The 19,398-nt window shown below is 42.4% G+C and carries 18 protein-coding genes; 12 read left to right on the forward strand and 6 right to left on the reverse strand.

Features of this window, described 5'->3' with window-relative positions; genetic code table 11:
* Window positions 1–24: 24 nt before the first annotated feature.
* From ORQ98_RS00365 to ORQ98_RS00390, 6 genes are all read right to left on the reverse strand, one after another.
* A complete protein-coding gene (locus ORQ98_RS00365) occupies window positions 25–615 on the reverse strand; it encodes a DNA-J related domain-containing protein (RefSeq protein ID WP_274686780.1) in 591 nt (196 codons plus the stop codon).
* A gap of 213 nt (window positions 616–828) precedes the next feature.
* Window positions 829–1,605 (reverse strand): substrate-binding periplasmic protein, encoded by a 777-nt coding sequence (locus ORQ98_RS00370; RefSeq protein WP_274686781.1) that lies wholly within the window; start codon window positions 1,603–1,605, stop codon window positions 829–831.
* Window positions 1,606–1,799: 194 nt separating this feature from the next.
* Window positions 1,800–2,384, reverse strand: a complete 585-nt coding sequence (gene dcd, locus ORQ98_RS00375) for a dCTP deaminase (protein WP_274686782.1) — start codon at window positions 2,382–2,384, stop codon at window positions 1,800–1,802.
* Between the two features lie 82 nt (window positions 2,385–2,466).
* Window positions 2,467–3,573, reverse strand: a complete 1,107-nt coding sequence (gene apbC, locus ORQ98_RS00380) for an iron-sulfur cluster carrier protein ApbC (protein WP_274686783.1) — start codon at window positions 3,571–3,573, stop codon at window positions 2,467–2,469.
* A gap of 22 nt (window positions 3,574–3,595) precedes the next feature.
* Window positions 3,596–4,249, reverse strand: a complete 654-nt coding sequence (locus ORQ98_RS00385) for a replication protein P (RefSeq protein ID WP_274686784.1) — start codon at window positions 4,247–4,249, stop codon at window positions 3,596–3,598.
* A complete protein-coding gene (locus ORQ98_RS00390) occupies window positions 4,221–4,667 on the reverse strand; it encodes a DnaT-like ssDNA-binding domain-containing protein (protein ID WP_274686785.1) in 447 nt (148 codons plus the stop codon). The genes ORQ98_RS00385 and ORQ98_RS00390 overlap by 29 nt, the downstream gene beginning before the upstream one ends.
* Window positions 4,668–5,114: 447 nt before the next feature.
* Between ORQ98_RS00390 and metG the strand changes: the two genes are divergently transcribed.
* The 12 genes from metG to plsB all read left to right on the forward strand — a co-directional run bounded on the left by metG (window position 5,115) and on the right by plsB (window position 19,372).
* Entirely contained in the window at window positions 5,115–7,139 is a 2,025-nt protein-coding gene (gene metG, locus ORQ98_RS00395; RefSeq protein ID WP_274686786.1) for a methionine--tRNA ligase, read from the forward strand.
* Between the two features lie 267 nt (window positions 7,140–7,406).
* Complete coding sequence (rsxA, locus tag ORQ98_RS00400) at window positions 7,407–8,003, forward strand: electron transport complex subunit RsxA (RefSeq protein WP_180567334.1); 597 nt, start codon at window positions 7,407–7,409, stop codon at window positions 8,001–8,003.
* 14 nt (window positions 8,004–8,017) lie between these two features.
* Window positions 8,018–8,602 (forward strand): electron transport complex subunit RsxB, encoded by a 585-nt coding sequence (gene rsxB / locus ORQ98_RS00405; RefSeq protein ID WP_274686787.1) that lies wholly within the window; start codon window positions 8,018–8,020, stop codon window positions 8,600–8,602.
* Window positions 8,599–11,082 (forward strand): electron transport complex subunit RsxC, encoded by a 2,484-nt coding sequence (gene rsxC / locus ORQ98_RS00410; RefSeq protein WP_274686788.1) that lies wholly within the window; start codon window positions 8,599–8,601, stop codon window positions 11,080–11,082. The genes rsxB and rsxC overlap by 4 nt, the downstream gene beginning before the upstream one ends.
* 6 nt (window positions 11,083–11,088) lie before the next feature.
* Window positions 11,089–12,147, forward strand: coding sequence for an electron transport complex subunit RsxD (gene rsxD, locus ORQ98_RS00415; RefSeq protein ID WP_274686789.1), 1,059 nt, complete (start codon window positions 11,089–11,091; stop codon window positions 12,145–12,147).
* Window positions 12,148–12,159: 12 nt separating this feature from the next.
* The gene (gene rsxG / locus ORQ98_RS00420; RefSeq protein WP_274686790.1) at window positions 12,160–12,813 is read left to right on the forward strand and encodes an electron transport complex subunit RsxG; all 654 of its coding nucleotides are present in this window, start codon (window positions 12,160–12,162) and stop codon (window positions 12,811–12,813) included.
* Complete coding sequence (locus tag ORQ98_RS00425) at window positions 12,806–13,510, forward strand: electron transport complex subunit E (protein WP_274686791.1); 705 nt, start codon at window positions 12,806–12,808, stop codon at window positions 13,508–13,510. The genes rsxG and ORQ98_RS00425 overlap by 8 nt, the downstream gene beginning before the upstream one ends.
* Before the next feature lie 460 nt (window positions 13,511–13,970).
* Complete coding sequence (gene nth, locus ORQ98_RS00430) at window positions 13,971–14,603, forward strand: endonuclease III (RefSeq protein WP_274686792.1); 633 nt, start codon at window positions 13,971–13,973, stop codon at window positions 14,601–14,603.
* Between the two features lie 66 nt (window positions 14,604–14,669).
* Entirely contained in the window at window positions 14,670–15,815 is a 1,146-nt protein-coding gene (gene dapE, locus ORQ98_RS00435; protein WP_274686793.1) for a succinyl-diaminopimelate desuccinylase, read from the forward strand.
* Between the two features lie 256 nt (window positions 15,816–16,071).
* Entirely contained in the window at window positions 16,072–16,338 is a 267-nt protein-coding gene (locus ORQ98_RS00440) for a hypothetical protein (protein WP_274686794.1), read from the forward strand.
* A 3-nt stretch (window positions 16,339–16,341) separates the two neighbouring features.
* On the forward strand, window positions 16,342–16,722 hold the full coding sequence (locus ORQ98_RS00445; protein ID WP_274686795.1) for a hypothetical protein: 381 nt from the start codon (window positions 16,342–16,344) through the stop codon (window positions 16,720–16,722).
* 178 nt (window positions 16,723–16,900) lie between these two features.
* Window positions 16,901–19,372, forward strand: coding sequence for a glycerol-3-phosphate 1-O-acyltransferase PlsB (gene plsB, locus ORQ98_RS00450; protein WP_274686796.1), 2,472 nt, complete (start codon window positions 16,901–16,903; stop codon window positions 19,370–19,372).
* Window positions 19,373–19,398 lie beyond the last annotated feature (26 nt).

The raw sequence follows: 19,398 nt of genomic DNA on the forward strand, positions 1-19,398 counted from the left end.
AAACATTACACAACAGCTGTCGAGCTAGCTATTAGCCGAACAAGACTTATCACTTTTTTGTAATATTTCATACGCTTCACGTATTTCAATAAAACGCTGTGGACAACCACCTTTATCAGGATGGTGTTGTGCAGCCAGCCGCCGGTATGACTGCTGAATCATAAACCAATCTGCGTCAGCTGGTAACTCCAAAACCAGCAAGGCGTCTATGCGTTTATCTGTGGATAAAAACCGCTGCCAGAAACAATTTAATAGTGCTTCTACATCTTGCTCAGTAGTGTTTGTTAAATTATTCCAATCAAGGTAGTACTGCCGTAATGACTCATCACTATTCATAATAGCTAACGTCGTTTGATCGGTTTTATGAAACGGCTCTAGTCGAATAGCTAAGCTAGAAATGTTCAGGTATAGCTGTTCACTTATTAGCTCTTGTTGAAGCTGAAACAATGCATTCATCACTAAAAAATTGAGACGAAACAAAGCTAAATTACCTTGACTTTCATCTACCAGGCTCAGCGATCTCAGATGTGTGATGATTTGATATAATGAAAGAGGTAACTGCGTATTTTTAAGTAAATCAAGAATAGCGACTTTAATCGGATTATTTAATATCATGTAGTGACTTAGTAGCCTACTTTGCTTGTTAATACCCGGCCTGACAAAAAGCCAATCAATACATATCACACAGGACAATTTATTATATTTCAACTATATTTATAATATTTTTTATGAAAATATAAATTATTATGGATTACATACTTTTATAAAAAACAAAGTCTAAAGCAACACACATTTTCCACGTTTGCATTTAAAAACACATAAAATAAACTAGTAATTTGAAAAAATCCGCCTTAGCGAACCATCTGATCTCATTCGCTTAATTTCTTGATTGAGTTTATCCATGTGCTTAGTTACCGGAGAATCTTTTGCAAAACCAATTTTATATTGACTTTTGTTGATTGCTTTACGAGTAAAACCAAACAGATTACGCCAATCGGGGTTTCTTCTAATAATCATTTGGATAACTTGCTCATCAGCAACAACCAGGTCGACTTCATCATCAATTAAACGGGTTAAATTAATAAGATGGTTTTCTCCGTAAATAATCGCTGCAAACTTATTTCCCTCCTCAGCTTGGTCCATCTCATCACCGTGACTATAGCCTTTTATTTTACCTAAGCGATATCCATACAAATCACTCAGCCTACTCCACTTTAGAGGCTCAAGTTTACTTTTTAAAAACCAGATTCGATCATGGGACACAAATACTGTTTGAGAAAAGGTCATAAACTCATCGCGCTCAGGGTTTTGGATTAAAGGAAAAATCAAATCAGCCGCATTGGTTTTAATCATGTTTATACTATGCTTCCATGGGTACAGCATAGAGCGCATATCAAAGCCTAATCGTTGCAAAAGCTCTCTTGCAAAGTCAACAGCTACGCCACCTTTCGCGGGTCGCCCCAAATCGCCAGTAATATAAGGGGGCCAAGGATCACTAACAAACAGTAGCTTTTTCCTTACTTCTTGCGCACTCACACCATTTACACAACTAAGACACCACTCCATTAGAATGGCAACTAATACTGCTACAAATTTGTTATACATGGCTGGAATTACCAATGGTACTGCTCTTCACTACCCCTAACGGGGCCTTTGTTTTTACGACTGAAACTATTGACAAGATTAGCAAAAATGGGCAGGAGAGAAAGAAAAAAGCTAGTCATTAAAGACTAGCTTTAGATATTCACTTTGGGATAAGAGTGTACTTTCAGTACACATTAAACTGTATAACCAGACTGTTAATTCTCTTCACTAATACGACTGGCAATCGCACCCGACTGCCCTTTATATTTAGCATTATCACGTTTATTGTATGGTCTTTGAGCAGGGCCTGACATTTGCTCAAAATTAATCGCACCAATGGTCATATTAGGCTTTAATGCCAGAGGTAGTTTCCCCCCATTAAAAAACTCCAGCACAATCTGACCACTCCAGCCGGGGTCAATCCGATGCGCTGTTACATGAACCATCAGCCCTAGCCTAGCGAGTGATGAGCGGCCATCCAGCCAACCAACGATATCATCTGGCAATGTGATAGACTCTTGGGTAACAGCCAATGCCAACTCTCCAGGATGAAGAAAAAATGCTTCTTCATCATTTAAAATAATTTCTTTACTCATGATAGAGTCAAGCACTGCATCAATTTGCTCTTTCGGCCCACTCAAGTCAATGTAAGGCGCGGCATGATCATTAAATACCCGGAAACTGTTGCCCAACGTCAGGTCAACACTCACTCCATTAATGCGATCAACCGAAGGCATTGGTTCAATGGAAATTTTACCGCTGGCTAATAAAGCCTCTATATCTCTATCACATAACCGCATTAAATATTGTCCCAGGCTTTGAAAACAGCTATTACTAAGAAACAACTAACACTTAAAACTAATGAATTATTAACAACCAGTTTTAATCATCAACTACTGAAATATTGGGTACTGCTGCCATCTGAAGCGTTTGTTTACTTAATAGGGCAGCCGCTCTCCTAGCAATTTCTTGATATACATAGCTTAACTGGCCTTCAGGGTCTGCAACAACTGTTGGCATCCCCCCATCTGCCTGCTCACGAATTGCCATCGATAGCGGCAAAGCTCCCAGCAATGTTGTCTGATACTGCTCTGCAATACTTTGCCCACCGCCTTCGCCAAATAAGTGTTCGATATGACCACACTGACTACAAATATGGGTGCTCATATTTTCCACCACCCCAATCACAGGCACATTGACTTTACGAAACATTTCAATGCCTTTTTTTGCATCAAGCAGTGCTAGGTCTTGAGGGGTAGTAACAATGATTGCTCCTGCCACAGGGACGCGCTGTGCCAGGGTTAATTGAATGTCACCTGTGCCTGGTGGCATATCCACAAACAAATAGTCTAAATCTTGCCACAAAGTTTGGGTAAGCAACTGCTGTAGTGCACCGCTCACCATTGGCCCACGCCATACCATTGGCGTATTGTCATCCACCAAAAATGCCATCGACATGACTTGAATGCCGTGAGCTATCACTGGCTTCATTAGAGGTTTGCCATCAACTTCTTGCACCTCTGGCCGCTCTCCAGTCTTAACCCCCAACATCAACCCTTGGCTTGGCCCATAAATATCGGCATCTAAAATTCCCACATTGGCGCCATTCGCCGCTAAAGCCAGTGCAAGATTTACCGCAGTCGTTGACTTACCAACTCCCCCTTTGCCCGAGGCAACAGCAATAATATTTTTAACGCCTGCCATCGCGGGTAAATTATTTTGACCTTTAGCTACTGGAATCGCCGTTGACATTTCCACGTTGGCTGATTTAACACCCGGCAACTGCTTTATTGCTTCACTTAATAACGTTTGAATACCACCAACCAGCTTTGAGTTTGGATAAGCAAACTGCAGCTCTACACTTACCTCGCCTTGAGGAGACACTTGAATTGTTTTAACAGCATTAACTTGAGATAACGGTCTTTGATAATAAGGGTCTTGATACTGGTCAATCACCTGCTCAACCTGAGTACGGTTGATAGTGGTCATTCGCTGTACTCCAATAAAACTATTACTTTTGCAGTTGCTGCTTTAGGTGCTCAAATGCTTGTCTGCCAGATTTAGGATTAATCCCCTGGGCCTGCATTTGTTGCTTTAAATGTTGATTTGATTGTTGTTCTGCTTGCTCAGCTGCAGATAACTGATGATGTTCTAAGCCTTTGGGCAAATCAGCAGCTAAATCTTCACCATCGATAACACGATTACAAAGAATGCCATAATTGCGCTGAAAAACAGGAAACACAATTCGTTGCTCTTCAGTTCGTAACAAGAGCCAACCCGTTGCTCTTGCTGCTAAATAAACGGCAGGATGCGTCCAACTTGCCTCAGCTGACTGATCAGTAGCAAAGCAAGCTTCTCGATAAGCCGCTTCAGCAGAGGGTAAACCACACTCTTTATAAGTCAGCTTGCAATGATTTTGAATATCTATCAGGTCTGGAAAATATTTGGCTTGGCGAATAGCCTGCTCTGTCGCTTTTACAATTCGCTCAGGTGAGTATCGGTTAAGGCTTTTTCGCCACTGTTTTTTAGATGTATTTTCTTCATCTATTGTAGGAAATACTGACTTATACCGCTGAGGAAATGCCGCCTTCAGTTTGCGGAAAAGCATATTGATTGCCTGGTTTTGCTTGATAGACTCACAATTCGTCGTCGAAGTCGACTCCATCTGCCCAGCTACAGTCGGTGAGCTCTTCAATAGTTGAGCGGTGAGGTCTTTGCTGTCTTTCACTTTGCTGCCGTTTCCACTGATAGATTACATGATTCTTGAATTTATTCTGCCAAGCTTTGCGCGCTTCACCAGTTTCCAACCAATACAGCTTAAACTCGGGCAATTGCGCTAAGGTGAACGCTGGGGGCACACCATGGTGCTTTTCAAGCCACTGAATATACCGTGGCTCAGGTATAAAGTCTTTAGGTAATGGCTGAACTCTAGCTCCGTTGTCATTATGGTTTACTTGCTCCGTGCGACCAAAAACAGGATGCTCATCAGCAGCGGATTGAGGCTCCTGCTGAGGCTCAATCTCCCAAGGTAAGTAGCCTTGGTTACGCATCCTGATAAAGCTCTTTCGATCTTGATCACTCATGGAATAGCCTACTACTTAATGATATATACTTGACGACTGGTTGTGAGTATTGTGTATGGTTTGCCTACTAGGGCTTGGGTCAATTGTATAAAAATACATCTTCTGTATATATACCACCTCTGGTCTCTAATAACCGTGATCTGTAGAAACCCTAACCTAAAGCAGCCCTAACTGTAGTGGATTAATTGAACCAGCCAATATGTTCAAAAAAACACCACCACATCCTAAACTTATAACATTATTTTAAAAGTTTAGCCCCCCTGCTGGCCAATCATTTTTTTACTGCAATTACTTGACAGTCAATCTTTCATATCAATACTGCTATATCGTCACTTAATATAAGACTCTACACTCGTTTCGTTTTATAATGATCTCCACTTAAGCTACCGGCTTCGATCCGTTTTTTAAGTATAAGGTTCATCAACAAAATCACAGCATTGGTTAATTATGAAGCAGCAATCCCGAAGAATACTTGTCACTAGCGCCCTCCCTTATGCCAACGGGCCGCTCCATATGGGGCACTTGGTGGAATATATTCAGACAGATATTTGGGTACGCTTCCAAAAAATGCGTGGTCACAAATGTACCTATGTTTGTGCAGACGATGCCCATGGCACTGCTATTAGTCTACATGCTGAAAAACTGGGTATTACGCCAGAGCAATTAGTCGCCCAAGTTAATGAAGAACGCATTAAAGATTTTGGCGAGTTTTTAATCGAATTTGATAATTATTATACGACACACTCCGAAGAAAACCGCGAGCTATCAGAAACTATTTATTTAGCACTCAGAGAAGAAGGCTATATTAGCTCCCAACAAATCAGCCAGGCTTACGACCCAGAAAAACAGATGTTCTTGGCAGATCGCTACATTAAGGGGGAATGCCCTCGTTGTGGCGCTGAAGACCAGTACGGTGACAACTGTGAAGTTTGCAGTGCCACCTATTCTCCCTCTGAGCTAAAAAATGCAGTGTCAGCTATTTCTGGCGCCAAACCGATCACTAAGCAGTCAGAGCATTTTTTCTTTAACCTCAGTAAATTCACCGAGTTTTTGAAAAAGTGGACCCGTAATGGTGCCGTCTCAGAAGAAATTGCTAACAAGCTGGCTGAATGGCTAGACACCGGATTGCAAAACTGGGATATATCCCGCGATGCCCCTTACTTTGGCTTTGAAATTCCCGACCAACCTGGGAAGTATTTTTATGTATGGCTGGATGCACCTATTGGGTATATGGCTAGCTTTAAAAATTTATGCGACCGCCGAGAAGACCTGAACTTTGATGACTACTGGGGGCCAGACAGTAAAGCTGAAATTTACCACTTTATTGGCAAGGACATTATTAACTTCCATTGTTTATTTTGGCCAGCCATGCTGTCTGGAGCAGGTTATCGTACCCCCACTGCGGTTTGTGTACATGGCTATTTGACTATTAATAACGAAAAAATGTCTAAGTCTCGCGGGACCTTCATCACTGCCCGTAACTACTTAGACCATTTAAACCCAGAGTACTTGCGTTACTTTTATGCAGCAAAGCTCACTAACCGAATTGACGACTTAGACCTAAACCTTGAAGACTTTGCCCAAAAAGTAAATAGCGACTTAGTCAATAAAGTCATTAATATTGCCAGCCGCTGTGCCAACTTTATTAAGAAGTCAGGCGGGGTATTATCCAGTAATAACATTGCTCCAGAACTGACGGAGCAGTTTATTGATAAAGGTGAGCAAATTGCTGCCTGTTATGAAAACCGTGAGTTTGCCAAAGCCATGCGAGAAATCATGACACTGGCAGATCTGGCCAATACCTATATTAATGACCAAGCCCCTTGGGCATTAGCTAAGCAAGAAGGTAATGCACAACAGGTGTTAGATATCTGCACAGTCGGCATCAACCTGTTCCGTTTATTAATGATATACCTCAAGCCCGTTACTCCAGCACTGGCAGCTCAAGCTGAAGCTTATTTAAATATTGATCCACTGAAGTGGAAAGATAGCAAACAACTACTGCTGAACCATTCCGTCAACAAGTTCAAACCACTAATGCAACGCGTAGAAATGGATAAGGTGAAAGCAATGGTTGAAGCATCAAAACAAGTTGAAACTCAGCCACTTCCAGCAGATAGCCCTCTACTAAAAGACCCTATTGCAGATGAAATAGAGTTTGATGACTTTGCCAAGCTAGACTTACGAGTAGCAAAAGTGGTGAAGGCTAGCCATGTAGATGGTGCTGAAAAGTTATTGCAGCTGACTCTGGATATAGGAGGAGAAATCCGCAATGTCTTCTCTGGAATCAAGTCAGCCTACCAACCTGAAGACCTAGAAGGCAAATTGACTGTATTAGTAGCCAATTTAAAACCTCGCAAAATGCGCTTTGGGGTATCCGAAGGTATGGTCCTGTGTGCTGGTCCAGGAGGAAAAGACTTATGGATTATTCAACCTGAGTCAGGTGCAAAACCAGGCATGCGTGTGCTTTAACCAGCCTATAATGCTTCACTTCCTACACTTAGTGGATAGTGCTCAGCCAGTTGGTTGAGCACTATAGCAACTACAATTAAGCATATAACAATTTATACTTAAAACTGACGAAATCCACACTTGTACGGCATATGAAGCTGCACAATAATATGCTCAGCAATATAAAGGCCAACCCCCTACTTTTTGTATGAGTATTAACAACACTAAGACAATATAATCATCACATGTTGTCTACATGAGCTATTGTAATTTGTTGGTGAACTTACCATGCCAGAGGTAACCACAGAACTTGTTTTTATTTTGATCAGCACCATTCTGGTCAATAACTACGTATTAGCCCAGTTTCTTGGGTTATGTCCGTTTATGGGGGTTTCAAATAAGCTGGAAACCGCTATTGGGATGTCCCTGGCAACTACCTTTGTACTTACCTTAGCGTCTATTTGCAGCTATTTAACTTTTGAATATATTTTAAAGCCCCTTGATTTAACCTTTTTAAAAACCATCTCTTTTATCCTAGTCATTGCTGTTGTTGTACAGTTTACTGAGATGGTGGTGCATAAAACCAGCCCGCTACTTTACAAGGTACTTGGCGTGTTTCTCCCCTTGATCACCTCTAACTGTGCTGTTTTAGGGGTTGCCCTGCTTAACACCAATCGCCTGAATACATCTTTTATTGCCTCAGCTACTTATGGATTTGGAGCTGCAGTGGGCTTTTCACTGGTATTAGTATTATTTGCCGCTATGCGAGAGCGAATAGCCGCCGCTGATGTACCTGTACCTTTTCGTGGTGCCGCCATTGGAATGATCACTGCTGGCTTAATGGCTTTAGCATTTATGGGGTTTATTGGCTTAGTTAAGTTGTAAAGCAAACATACACTATGGATATAATATTTCTTGCCGTTATTGCCTTACTGATTCTAGCCATTGTTTTTGGCGCTATACTCGGCTTTGCTTCAGAAAAATTTAAAGTAGAAGGCGACCCATTAGTTGATCAGGTAAATGCCTTATTACCTCAAACCCAGTGTGGGCAGTGTGGCTACCCAGGCTGTAAGCCCTATGCAGAAGCTATTGCCAATGGTGATGCTATTAATAAATGCCCACCGGGAGGGGACGCAACCATCCATGCATTAGCTGACTTACTTGATGTTGAGCCCACTCCTCTTGATGCTGAACATGGTGAAGAAAAACCACGTACTGTTGCATTTATCCGTGAAGCAGAATGTATTGGCTGCACGAAGTGTATCCAGGCTTGTCCTGTCGATGCCATTTTAGGTGCTGCCAAGCAGATGCATACAGTCATTGCTGATGAGTGCACTGGCTGTGATCTATGTGTTGAACCCTGCCCTGTAGACTGTATTGACATGATTCCTATTGAGGTGACTCCCCAAACCTGGCGCTGGGATCTTCCTGTGCCACCAAGCCAGATTATTGCAACTGATGCCGATCGAGGGCAGCTGGTATGAGAAAGGTTTGGTCATTACCTGGTGGCGTTCACCCTCCTGAAAACAAGCATCAGTCAACTCAACAAAGCATTACTGAAGCACTGCTTCCTAGCAAGGTTGTATTACCTCTTCAGCAGCACATTGGAGCACCTGCCGAGCCAGTGGTTGCTGTTGGTGATCAGGTTAAAACTGGCCAAATAATTGCCCAACCCAATGGCTTTGTCAGTGCACCAGTACATGCATCAATCTCAGGAACTGTAGTAGCTGTCACTGATCATCCGATCCCTCACCCTTCAGGCATGTCAGACCAGTGCATTGTGATTGAGTCTGATGGTAAAGATGAGTGGCAGCCCCTCAACCCAGTCACAAACTACACCTCAGTCAACCCAGCTGAATTAATTGAACATATTCGTCAAGCAGGAATAACCGGACTGGGGGGCGCTGGGTTTCCCACAGGGGCCAAATTAAAAGCCCGTGGTGAGAATAAAGTCTCCACTTTGATTATCAATGGTACCGAATGCGAACCTTATATCACTGCTGACGATATGTTGATGCGAGAGCGAGCCGAGCAAATCGTTAGTGGGGTACAAATTCTCTGTCATTTGTTACAGCCTAACGAATGCATTATTGGTATTGAGGATAACAAGCCCCAAGCGATAGCAGCAATGGAGTCTGCAACCAAAGGTAGTACCATTCAGGTTGCCAGTTTTCCAACTAAGTACCCTTCTGGTGGTGAGAAGCAGTTAATATATATTTTGACTGGTAAAGAAGTGCCCAGTGGCAGCTTGCCTGCAGATATTGGCATTATTTGCCAAAATGTGGGAACCGCTGCTGCCATTCATGATGCAGTGATTGTTGGTAAACCATTAGTTTCTAGAGTAACCACCTTAACCGGGCAAGCACTCAGTACTCCTAAAAACCTCGAAGTGCGTTTAGGGACTCTGATTGCAGAGCTACTTCCTCAAGCTGGTTTGGTTGATAGCCCATTCAATCGTTTAGTCATGGGTGGTCCAATGATGGGCTTTACTCTGGAAAACCAAGCTATTCCTGTAGTCAAAACCACTAACTGCCTGATTGCCGCTACTGCCGAGGAGTTTCCTCCTGCACCACCTGCCCAGGCCTGTATTCGCTGCGGCATGTGTGACCAAGCCTGCCCTGCTTCATTGCTACCCCAGCAGCTGTATTGGTTTTCTCAATCAAAAGACCATGAAATGCTCAAACACCACAATCTGTTTGATTGTATCGAATGTGGTGCCTGTTCATTTGTGTGCCCTAGTGCTATTCCACTGGTTCAGTATTATCGCGCCTCAAAAGGGGAAATTCGCCACCAAGAGGCGATGCAGCAAAAAGCAGAACACTCAAAAATGCGCTTTGAGGCACGCCAGACTCGCTTAGAAAGAGTCGCGCAGGAAAAAGAGGCAAAACGTAAAGCTAACGCTGCGAAAGCAGCCAAACTCAAAGCCAGCAAAGCGCAACCCAAAGATGATGCACAGGCAGCGATTGATCGAGCTAAAGCTAAAAAAGCGGCGGGAGCCAGCGCTTCTTCAAAAGCACCATTAAGCCCTGCACAAAAACAGCTGAAAATACAGTTGGCTACGGTTAATGCACAAATTAAAAAGACCCAGCGACAACTTGAGCAAGCAAAAGAACAGGAACAAGACACCAACAAGTTAGAACAAGACTTAACCTTACTGAATGATCAGCTCAAGCAATTAGAGAGCTCTCTACAGCAGGCTGAGTCAACTGTTGACGCGACTGAACAGCCAGCTAAACCAAAACCCAGTGCAGAAGAAAAAGCACTGAAAATCAAGCTAGCGATGGCTAATGCTGCTCTGAAAAAAGCCAAGCGTGCTATCGATCAAGCAGGAGAAGGCGAGGATATAATCAGCTTCGAGCAGGAATTAGCTGCACAACAAAAAATCGTTTCTGACACAGAAGCAGAGCTGGCCAAGCTTTCCAGCCAAGAGCCTACCCCTGCAGAACCGCCAAAACCAGTCAAAAAGAAGCCTGCCGTTAAAGATGAGCAGCACAAAAAGCTCTCTATTGAGCTAGCAATGGCTAAAGCAGCTTTGAAAAAATCCGAGCGAAGCTACGCTAAAGCAGCAGAAGCTGGCTCAGAACAAGAAGAAGCGTTAAAAGCAGAAGTAGCAGCAAACCAACAAATTGTTAATCAAACAGAGGATGCCCTTAACTCTTACCTGACCAGTCAAGCTGAAAAGCACCCAAGCGCCCAGCAAACTATCCCTGAAAACAAAGCAACCAAACCTGCCAAGAAAAAAACACCACTGGATGAGGCTGAGAAAAAGCTAAAAATTCAGGTTGCAATGGCAAAAGCTAACGCGAAAAAAGCAAAGCGTTCTTTAAAGCAAGCAGAGGCAGAAGGTCAAGCCAATCTAGCAGAATTGACTCAGGCAACCAGCCAAGCAGAGCAAGAGCTAGCCACAGCAGAACAAGCCTTAGCAGACTACCTGGCTAGCAAAGCCCCTGAAACAGAGGTTTAAAGTCCTATGTCATTAATTCGTATGTCTTCACCTCATACTCACAGCCAGAACCAAAGCACCAAGGTAATGCAGTGGGTTTTACTGGCTTTAATACCGGGCATCCTGGCTAACTGCTTCTTCTTTGGTTATGGAGTGTTAATTAACCTAGCCTGGGCAACTGCAATTGCACTGGGTAGTGAGGCACTGGTACTCAAACTCCGTAACCGACCCATTCAATATTATTTAAAAGACTACAGTGCAGTTGTAACTGCTTTTCTATTAGCGCTAGCAATTCCTCCAACAGCCCCTTGGTGGCTAACTTTAATTGGATGTAGTTTCGCGATTATTATTGGCAAACAGCTTTATGGTGGACTTGGCTATAACCCTTTCAACCCTGCCATGCTGGGCTATGTACTACTACTGATTTCTTTCCCAGTGGAAATGACCGCTTGGTTATCACCCAAAGGCATCGAAGGTAATTTAACCAACCCTTCATTAATCGATAGTTTGAGCTTTTGGCTCCCAGCTATCGGCAGTAGCGCTGTTGATAGCTTTACTGGGGCAACTCCTTTGGATGTTGTTAAAAACAATACCAGCTTAACTTTGCTGGAGTTATGGCAGCAAACCCCTTTATTGGAAGGTTCTGCAGGTGTTGGCTGGACCTGGGTTAACCTGGCATTTTTAGTGGGTGGAATCTTCCTGCTAGTTAAAAAGGTCTTCACCTGGCATGCACCCGTTGCCATGCTAGCGGCCTTATTTGTTATGTCACTGCTGTTTTATGGGGGCGAAGGCTCCGATAGTCATGGCGGACCACTGTTTCACTTGTTAAGTGGTGCAACGATGTTAGGTGCCTTTTTTATTGTCACCGACCCCGTCAGCTCAGCAACCAGCAAAAAGGGCCGAATAGTCTTTGGTGCCAGCATTGGTGTACTCACATACATTATCAGAGCCTGGGGTGGCTACCCCGATGGTGTAGCCTTTGCCGTATTACTGATGAATATGGCAGCTCCCACCATTGATTATTACACTCAGCCCCGAACCTATGGCCACAAAAAACCCAACCGTGGCCTGGCTAAATCAGACTAGGGATTGTTTTCGATGAGTCTACTTGCCAAAGCCATTAGTAATAACAGTTTACGCCTTGGAATATTTGCTACGCTCACCGTGGGCCTAATTGCCCTGACGTTTGTTTTCACTCAGGATCGGATAGCAGCACAAATTCGAGCCAGTGAACAACGGGCTTTAGCAGATATTCTGCCCCAACGTTATTATGATAATGATTTACTTCACACCTATGTCACTCAACCAGCAGAACCTCTGATTAGCCAACACCAGCCATTCAAGGTGTATGTGGCGTTTAAAGGACAGCAGCCAGCTGCCGTGGTTATTCCAGTGGCAGCACCCGATGGTTATAACGGTCGCATTGACTTACTAGTGGGTATTGACCGCTCTGGCCAGCTCACTGGTACCCGAGTCATTGCTCATAAAGAAACCCCTGGTTTGGGTGATGCCATTGATAGTAAAGTATCCAGCTGGATTGATAACTTTGCAGGCAAATCCTTATTAAATCCCACGGAAGATGGTTGGGCAGTAAAAAAAGATGGTGGTGAATTTGATCAATTCACAGGTGCGACTATTACCCCTAGGGCTGTGGTAACAGCAGTGAAGCGCTCACTGGATTACTTTAATGAACACCAAACCACTTTGTTTCAGGAAGGTGCGAAAAAACTAGAGGAAGTAAACCATGGCTAGTGCAGATCCAAAAGCCATTGCTGTTGAGGGGCTCTGGAAAAATAACCCAGCCTTGGTTCAACTACTAGGCTTATGTCCCTTGCTTGGTGTTTCTAATAGTGTGGTCAATGCTATTGGGCTTGGCTTTGCGACATTAATCGTGCTTACTTGCTCAAACTTGGCGGTCTCACTTATTCGAAATCATGTAACTGAAGCGATTCGCTTGCCTGCATTTGTGATGATCATTGCTGCCTTTACCAGTTGTGTAGAGCTATTAATGCAGGCTTTTACTTATGAGTTGTACCAAATTCTTGGCTTGTTTATTCCCTTAATTGTCACCAACTGTACTGTACTTGGTCGGGCTGATGCATTTGCTTCCAAGCACTCTCCACTTCCCTCTATGTTAGATGGGATAATGATGGGGACTGGCTTTGCCTTAGTATTAATATTACTAGGTGCCGTGCGTGAAGCCATTGGTCAGGGTACGTTATTTGCCAATATGCATCTGCTATTTGGTAGCATTGCAGAAAACTGGACCATTACCCTGATTGCTGACTACAAGAAATTTCTATTTGCTGTATTACCACCCGGTGCATTTGTTTTTATGGGCTTTTTTATTGCTATTAAAAACCTGATTGATGCTCACCAGGCAGCTAAAGCCTCAAAAGAAGTTGCAACAGGCAGCAAACGCGTTAGAGTAACGGGCCAGATTAGCTAAAACCTGTAAACATAGTCTGATAGTTACCTAAAGAGCGCGCTTTCACTCTCTTCAAAAGCGCCTATAAAGCTTATGGATATGGAGTAGCAAGGTATTCTGTAGCTGCGTCGCTTTAGTTTATGGAGGGCTAAGAAAGGCCCTTCATAAACGGCGAAGAATAGCTTGTTATTCTATATTGAACACCTAGATATTGGGCACCTGGCTTATTTTCACACTCTGTTAGAAAGAGTGTAAAAAAAGGTATCGAAGAATTGAAGTAACAGGGTATTTTTCCACCGCTCTACAAGGCCATCCATGGCCTTTAGCGCTTTAGCTGTTCCAGACAGCTGCTCCAAAATACCCTATCACTTCATATTTCTCTGCTTTGTGATAGCTTGTACCACATGGTATACAAACACACTGCACTTCAGATGATGTTTACAGCTCTAATAATATGAAGTGATGTATAGTTAGCCTGAATATGAACAAGCAAAAGCGCCACGAAATTTTTTCCCGTTTGCAAGCCCAAAACCCTAACCCTACCACTGAGCTGGAGTACAACAGTTCTTTTGAACTATTGATAGCCGTTATTTTATCTGCTCAAGCCACTGATGTAGGTGTTAATAAGGCAACTAAAATTTTGTTTCCAGTTGCAAATACGCCTGAAACAATCTTTGCACTAGGGGTTGAAGGACTTAAGAAATATATTAAAACCATTGGTTTATATAATGCTAAAGCTGAGAATATTATTAAAACCTGCAAAATATTAATGACACAACATGACTCTCAGGTTCCAGACACGAGAGAAGCGCTTGAAGCACTGCCTGGTGTTGGCCGTAAAACAGCTAATGTCATTCTTAATACCGCTTTTCGACAACCAGCGATGGCAGTTGATACCCATATATTTCGTGTTAGTAACCGTACTAATTTAGCACCGGGTAAAAATGTACTTGAAGTGGAAAAGAAACTACTAAAAGTAGTACCAAAAGAGTTTTTACTGGATGCCCATCACTGGTTAATTCTCCACGGTCGTTATGTGTGTAAAGCCCGTAAGCCGATGTGTAATTCATGTATTATTGAAGACCTTTGTGAGTACAAAGAAAAAACTGAGTAGCAAAAACCTGTCAGTTAACTTATTAATTATCAAATAACTCCATTTAAAAGGCGTCTGTCTTACCTTATGAGCCAACTCAGCCCAACCGTCAAACTAGCCAAAGAGCTTATCCAGCAACCATCCATTACCCCAAATGATGTTAATTGTCAGGAAATTATGATTATGCGCTTGGCGGCGCTAGGCTTCACCGTGGAGCGGCTTCGCTTTGAAGACGTTGATAATGTCTGGTTAAGGCTAGGTGAAAAAGGCCCTGTATTAGCCTTTGCTGGCCATACTGATGTGGTGCCTACTGGGCCAGAATCAACCTGGCAATATCCTCCCTTTGAGCCAACCATTGCTGATGGAATGCTATATGGCCGTGGAGCTGCAGACATGAAAGGCTCATTGGCTGCAATGATTACCGCCTGTGAGCGGTTCCTGGCTGAAACTCCTGATTTTGAGGAGCATGGCTCCATTGCTTTTTTAATAACCAGCGATGAGGAAGGCCCTGCTAAAAATGGCACCGTTAAAGTGGTAGAGCATTTACAAGCCAGGGGAGAGCATATTGACTGGTGTATTGTAGGAGAGCCATCAAGTACAGAGTTTGTGGGTGATGTTATTAAAAATGGTCGCCGAGGTTCGTTAGGTGCCGTTTTAACGGTTAAAGGTGTACAAGGGCATGTAGCCTATCCCCACCTGGTGAAAAATCCTATCCATTTAGCAGCGCCCGCTTTAGCAGCGCTTACTGCTCATGAGTGGGACCAAGGTAATGAATACTTCCCTCCTACCAGTTTTCAAATTTCAAATATCAGTGCTGGTACTGGTGCAACCAATGTCGTTCCTGGCGAGCTCTCAGTTCAATTTAATTTCCGCTTTTCTACTGAAAGTACAGCTGAATCACTCCAACAACGAGTAGAGTATATTCTCAAACAGCACCAACTGGATTTCCATATTGAATGGAGCCTATTTGGTTTACCCTTTTTGACAGATCATGGTCATTTATTACCTGCAACTGTCAGTGCAGTAGAAGACGTAACAGGCTACAAACCTACCGTTTCAACCGCTGGTGGCACTTCTGATGGTCGTTTTATTGCTCCAACAGGTACAGAAGTCATTGAGCTTGGCCCGTCTAATGCCACCATCCATAAAATAAATGAGTGCGTGAAAGTAGCCGATTTGGACTTACTGTCGTCTATGTATGAAAAGATACTGAGCAAGCTCTTTAGCAAATAGCAAGGCTTGTAGTAGCAGAGCCACCCCAACTACCCATTAACAATAGGTAATTGGGGTGGCTGTTAATACTACACAGCAATTGTTCCAGCTTTGCCCTAATTCACCATCCTTGGTAATTAGACACAATAACAACAAACCAGGTTGCGTATCGCCCCTCTTCTACTTTTCTATACTCAACAGCTTTACAGCATAGACACATTTTGAGAGCCAATGTGCCAAACTGAATAATAAGTCTAACCAAAGGGATGATTTCCACATGAAAACACCCCACTTCAAGCAACAGTTATTAGTTATTAGTCAAAATCCCAAGCGTTTTCTGAGTATTTTTTTAGTGGGGGCAGCTCTGTTTGGTGTAAATGGCTTGCTACTGGTTGCTGTACAAAAGCACTGGATTAGTCCGCACTATAGTTACAACTGTTTTATAATAGGGTTGGTTGGTTTAGCAATCAGCAGTATTATTGCACTAACAGGATATTTGGGGCTTTGTATTGGCAGGATATTACAGATGTTGTTTAGAGACTAAATTATGCAGCAACCTGATATAGAAGTGTACCTTAAAACCACCAATTTAGATGCTATCTTAAACTGGCTTGAAAAGCGCTTTGACAATTTGACCGCTACCAACAGCCATGGACGTAGTCACCACTACTTTGGGATGATAGGTTCCCACGCAGTACCCATTTTAATTGTTGAAAAAGCAGCTGGTCGCTTCTTTTCCAGCATCTGGTTTAATTCCTCAGATTCCCCATGGGAAACAGACATTGACTGCGCCCGAGATGCATACCAAACCCTAAACATAGAAGTTCGTTGTAATGGCAACTTTTGGGAAGAAGGTAAAAATAATGAAGATGAGTGGTGGCAAATTAATGAGTTTGGAGAAGGCCCTGTTCTTTGGCAGGACGTTTAACATAGTAAATATTTAGCAGGAAAAACAGCTACTCTCCTTACACTACCAGTAAAATCTTACACACAGCAGGCTTACCCTAAAGTTTTTTACGAAGACTATAATAGATTACAGTTTGAGTATATGGCTTTGTACTTATGTTGCTAAATAGTAACAGAACAGCCACTTTTAAAAGTATATTATGGAAAAATTAATTAGAAGCTCTCAATTTTTATTAGCTTTACTACGCAAGTTAATTTCGTTTTGGGTTAAAGTCGAAGTACATAATGGTTCAGCAGAACAGCTTAAGCTGCCCTCCAATACGCCTGTTTGCTATGTATTACGCAACTCATCTTTATCTGATTTTTTACTAGTTGAGCAAGAATGTATTAGAGCGCAACTGCCAAAACCATCTGAGTTACTTCCCAACTTAACCTCGGAACAGCCTGCTCACTTTTTTTTAACCCAACTTAAAGGGGTTCTATTTAAACGAGAAGATGCAAGCTTGCCAGAGCAATTAAAGCAACTGATCAGTCAAGTCCAAAACAATGCTGCACTTGATGTACTGCTTGTGCCTGTTTCTGTATTCTGGGGACGCTCACCTGATAAAGAGCAATCAGCACTCAAGCTTTTATTTGCCTACAACTTCCAAGTAGCCAGCCGCTTTAAAAAACTGTTAACCATTATTATTCACGGCAAACAAACCATAGTGCACTTTAATTCTCCTATGTCATTACGTGACATTGTTAATAACGAATTAGGAGAAAGTCGTACTCAACGAAAAGTCGCCAGAATTTTACGTGTGCATTTCAGACAGCTACGCACCTCAGTGGTTGGACCTGACTTATCACATCGCCATAGTTTGGTAAACTCACTTCTCTATGCTCCCTTAGTGATAGATGCCATTAATAATGAAGTGAAAGAAAAAAACATTGACTACCAAAAAGCAAAAGCCAAGGGTCAATATTATGGTAAAGAAATCGCTTCGGACTTTAGTTATGCAGCTATCCGTTTACTGGATATCGCACTCTCTTGGTTTTGGAATAAAGTCTACCATGGTATTGAAGTCAATCACTTAGAGCCAGTCAAAGCATTAGCAAAAGACCATGAAATAATCTACGTACCATGTCACCGTAGTCATATTGACTACTTATTATTATCCTACGTTTTGTTTAAGCAAGGTTTAACACCACCACATATTGCTGCAGGTATTAATCTTAACATGCCAGTGATTGGTGGTTTACTGCGAAGAAGTGGTGCTTTTTTTATTCGTCGACAGTTTAAAGGCAATCAACTCTATACTGCCGTATTTAACGAATATTTACATACATTATTTATTAAAGGCTTTCCAACTGAGTACTTTATCGAGGGTGGGCGTAGTCGTACTGGACGCTGTATAACACCTAAAACTGGCATGCTGGCACTCACTATTCGTAGCTATTTACGCGACAATAGAAAACCCATCGTTTTTATTCCTGTTTATATTGGCTATGAAAATGTCTTGGAAGTTAAAACCTATTTAGGTGAACTACGAGGTAAATCTAAGAAAAAAGAATCCCCACTGGATATTTTTCGCACACTGACCAGTTTAAAAAGAACACTTGGAAAAGTAACAGTAAACTTTTCTTCTCCACTATCCCTGAGTGACTTTTTAACAGAACAACAACCTAACTGGCATGATTATACTCTAGCAAAGGCAACTAAACCTGAATGGCTAAACCCAGTGACGAATATGCTAGCTACCCAGTTAATCCAGCGTATTAATGCCGCTGCTTCAGTCAATGCGGTTAATCTGACAGCAATGGCATTACTTTCAACTCCCAGACAAGCTCTTGATAAAAACACACTATACTTTTCACTCGACTTTTACTTAACCCTGTTAAAACAATTGCCCTACAGTGAAAAAGTTACTTTGCCAGACGAAACAAGCGAGTCAATGACACAATATGTGGAGTCAATGAAGCTTATTCACACACATACAGATGCATTAGGTGATGTCGTCACATTAAGTGAAAAGAATGCCGTGATCATGACCTATTATCGCAATAACATCTTACATTTATTTGCCCTACCCTCTCTGATCAGCTGTTTCTTCGTCAATAGTCCTTATCAAATTCGTGATGACCTAACTAAAGCCTGTGTTACGCTTTACCCTTATTTAAAAACTGAGCTATTTTTAATCTGGCCAGAACAACAGGTGCAAACAGAAATTGAGAACAGTATTAACTGTTTAAAACAACTAAAGTTAGTTAGCCAGGAAAATGGCAAGTTGGTACGCTCAGCACCAAACACTGTTGAATTTATACAGTTAAGCCTTTTGGCCAAAGCTATTAGCCAAATGCTAGAGCGGTTTTATTTGGTCATTAGTGTGTTATTAAAAGCTGGAAGTGCAACACTTGATGCCCACATGCTAGAGAATCAGTGCCAGAACATTGCCCAACGGCTTTCTCTAGTCCAGGGTATTAATGCCCCAGAGTTTTTTGACAAAACATTGTTTCGTAATCTCATTCAAACACTTAAGAACAAACATGTTATTACAATTAGCCACAATGGTGCTTTATGCTTCGATAAAGCACTCTATGATATTGGCCTAGCTGCTAAAAGAATACTGCCTCCCGATATTCGTTATAGCATTCTTCATTTAACTGAAAGTGAATTTAAGCCCGTTAATTAGTGGTCCATGCGTAAAGCTGGGTAACA

It is taken from the genome of Spartinivicinus poritis (assembly GCF_028858535.1).
Classification (GTDB): domain Bacteria; phylum Pseudomonadota; class Gammaproteobacteria; order Pseudomonadales; family Zooshikellaceae; genus Spartinivicinus; species Spartinivicinus poritis.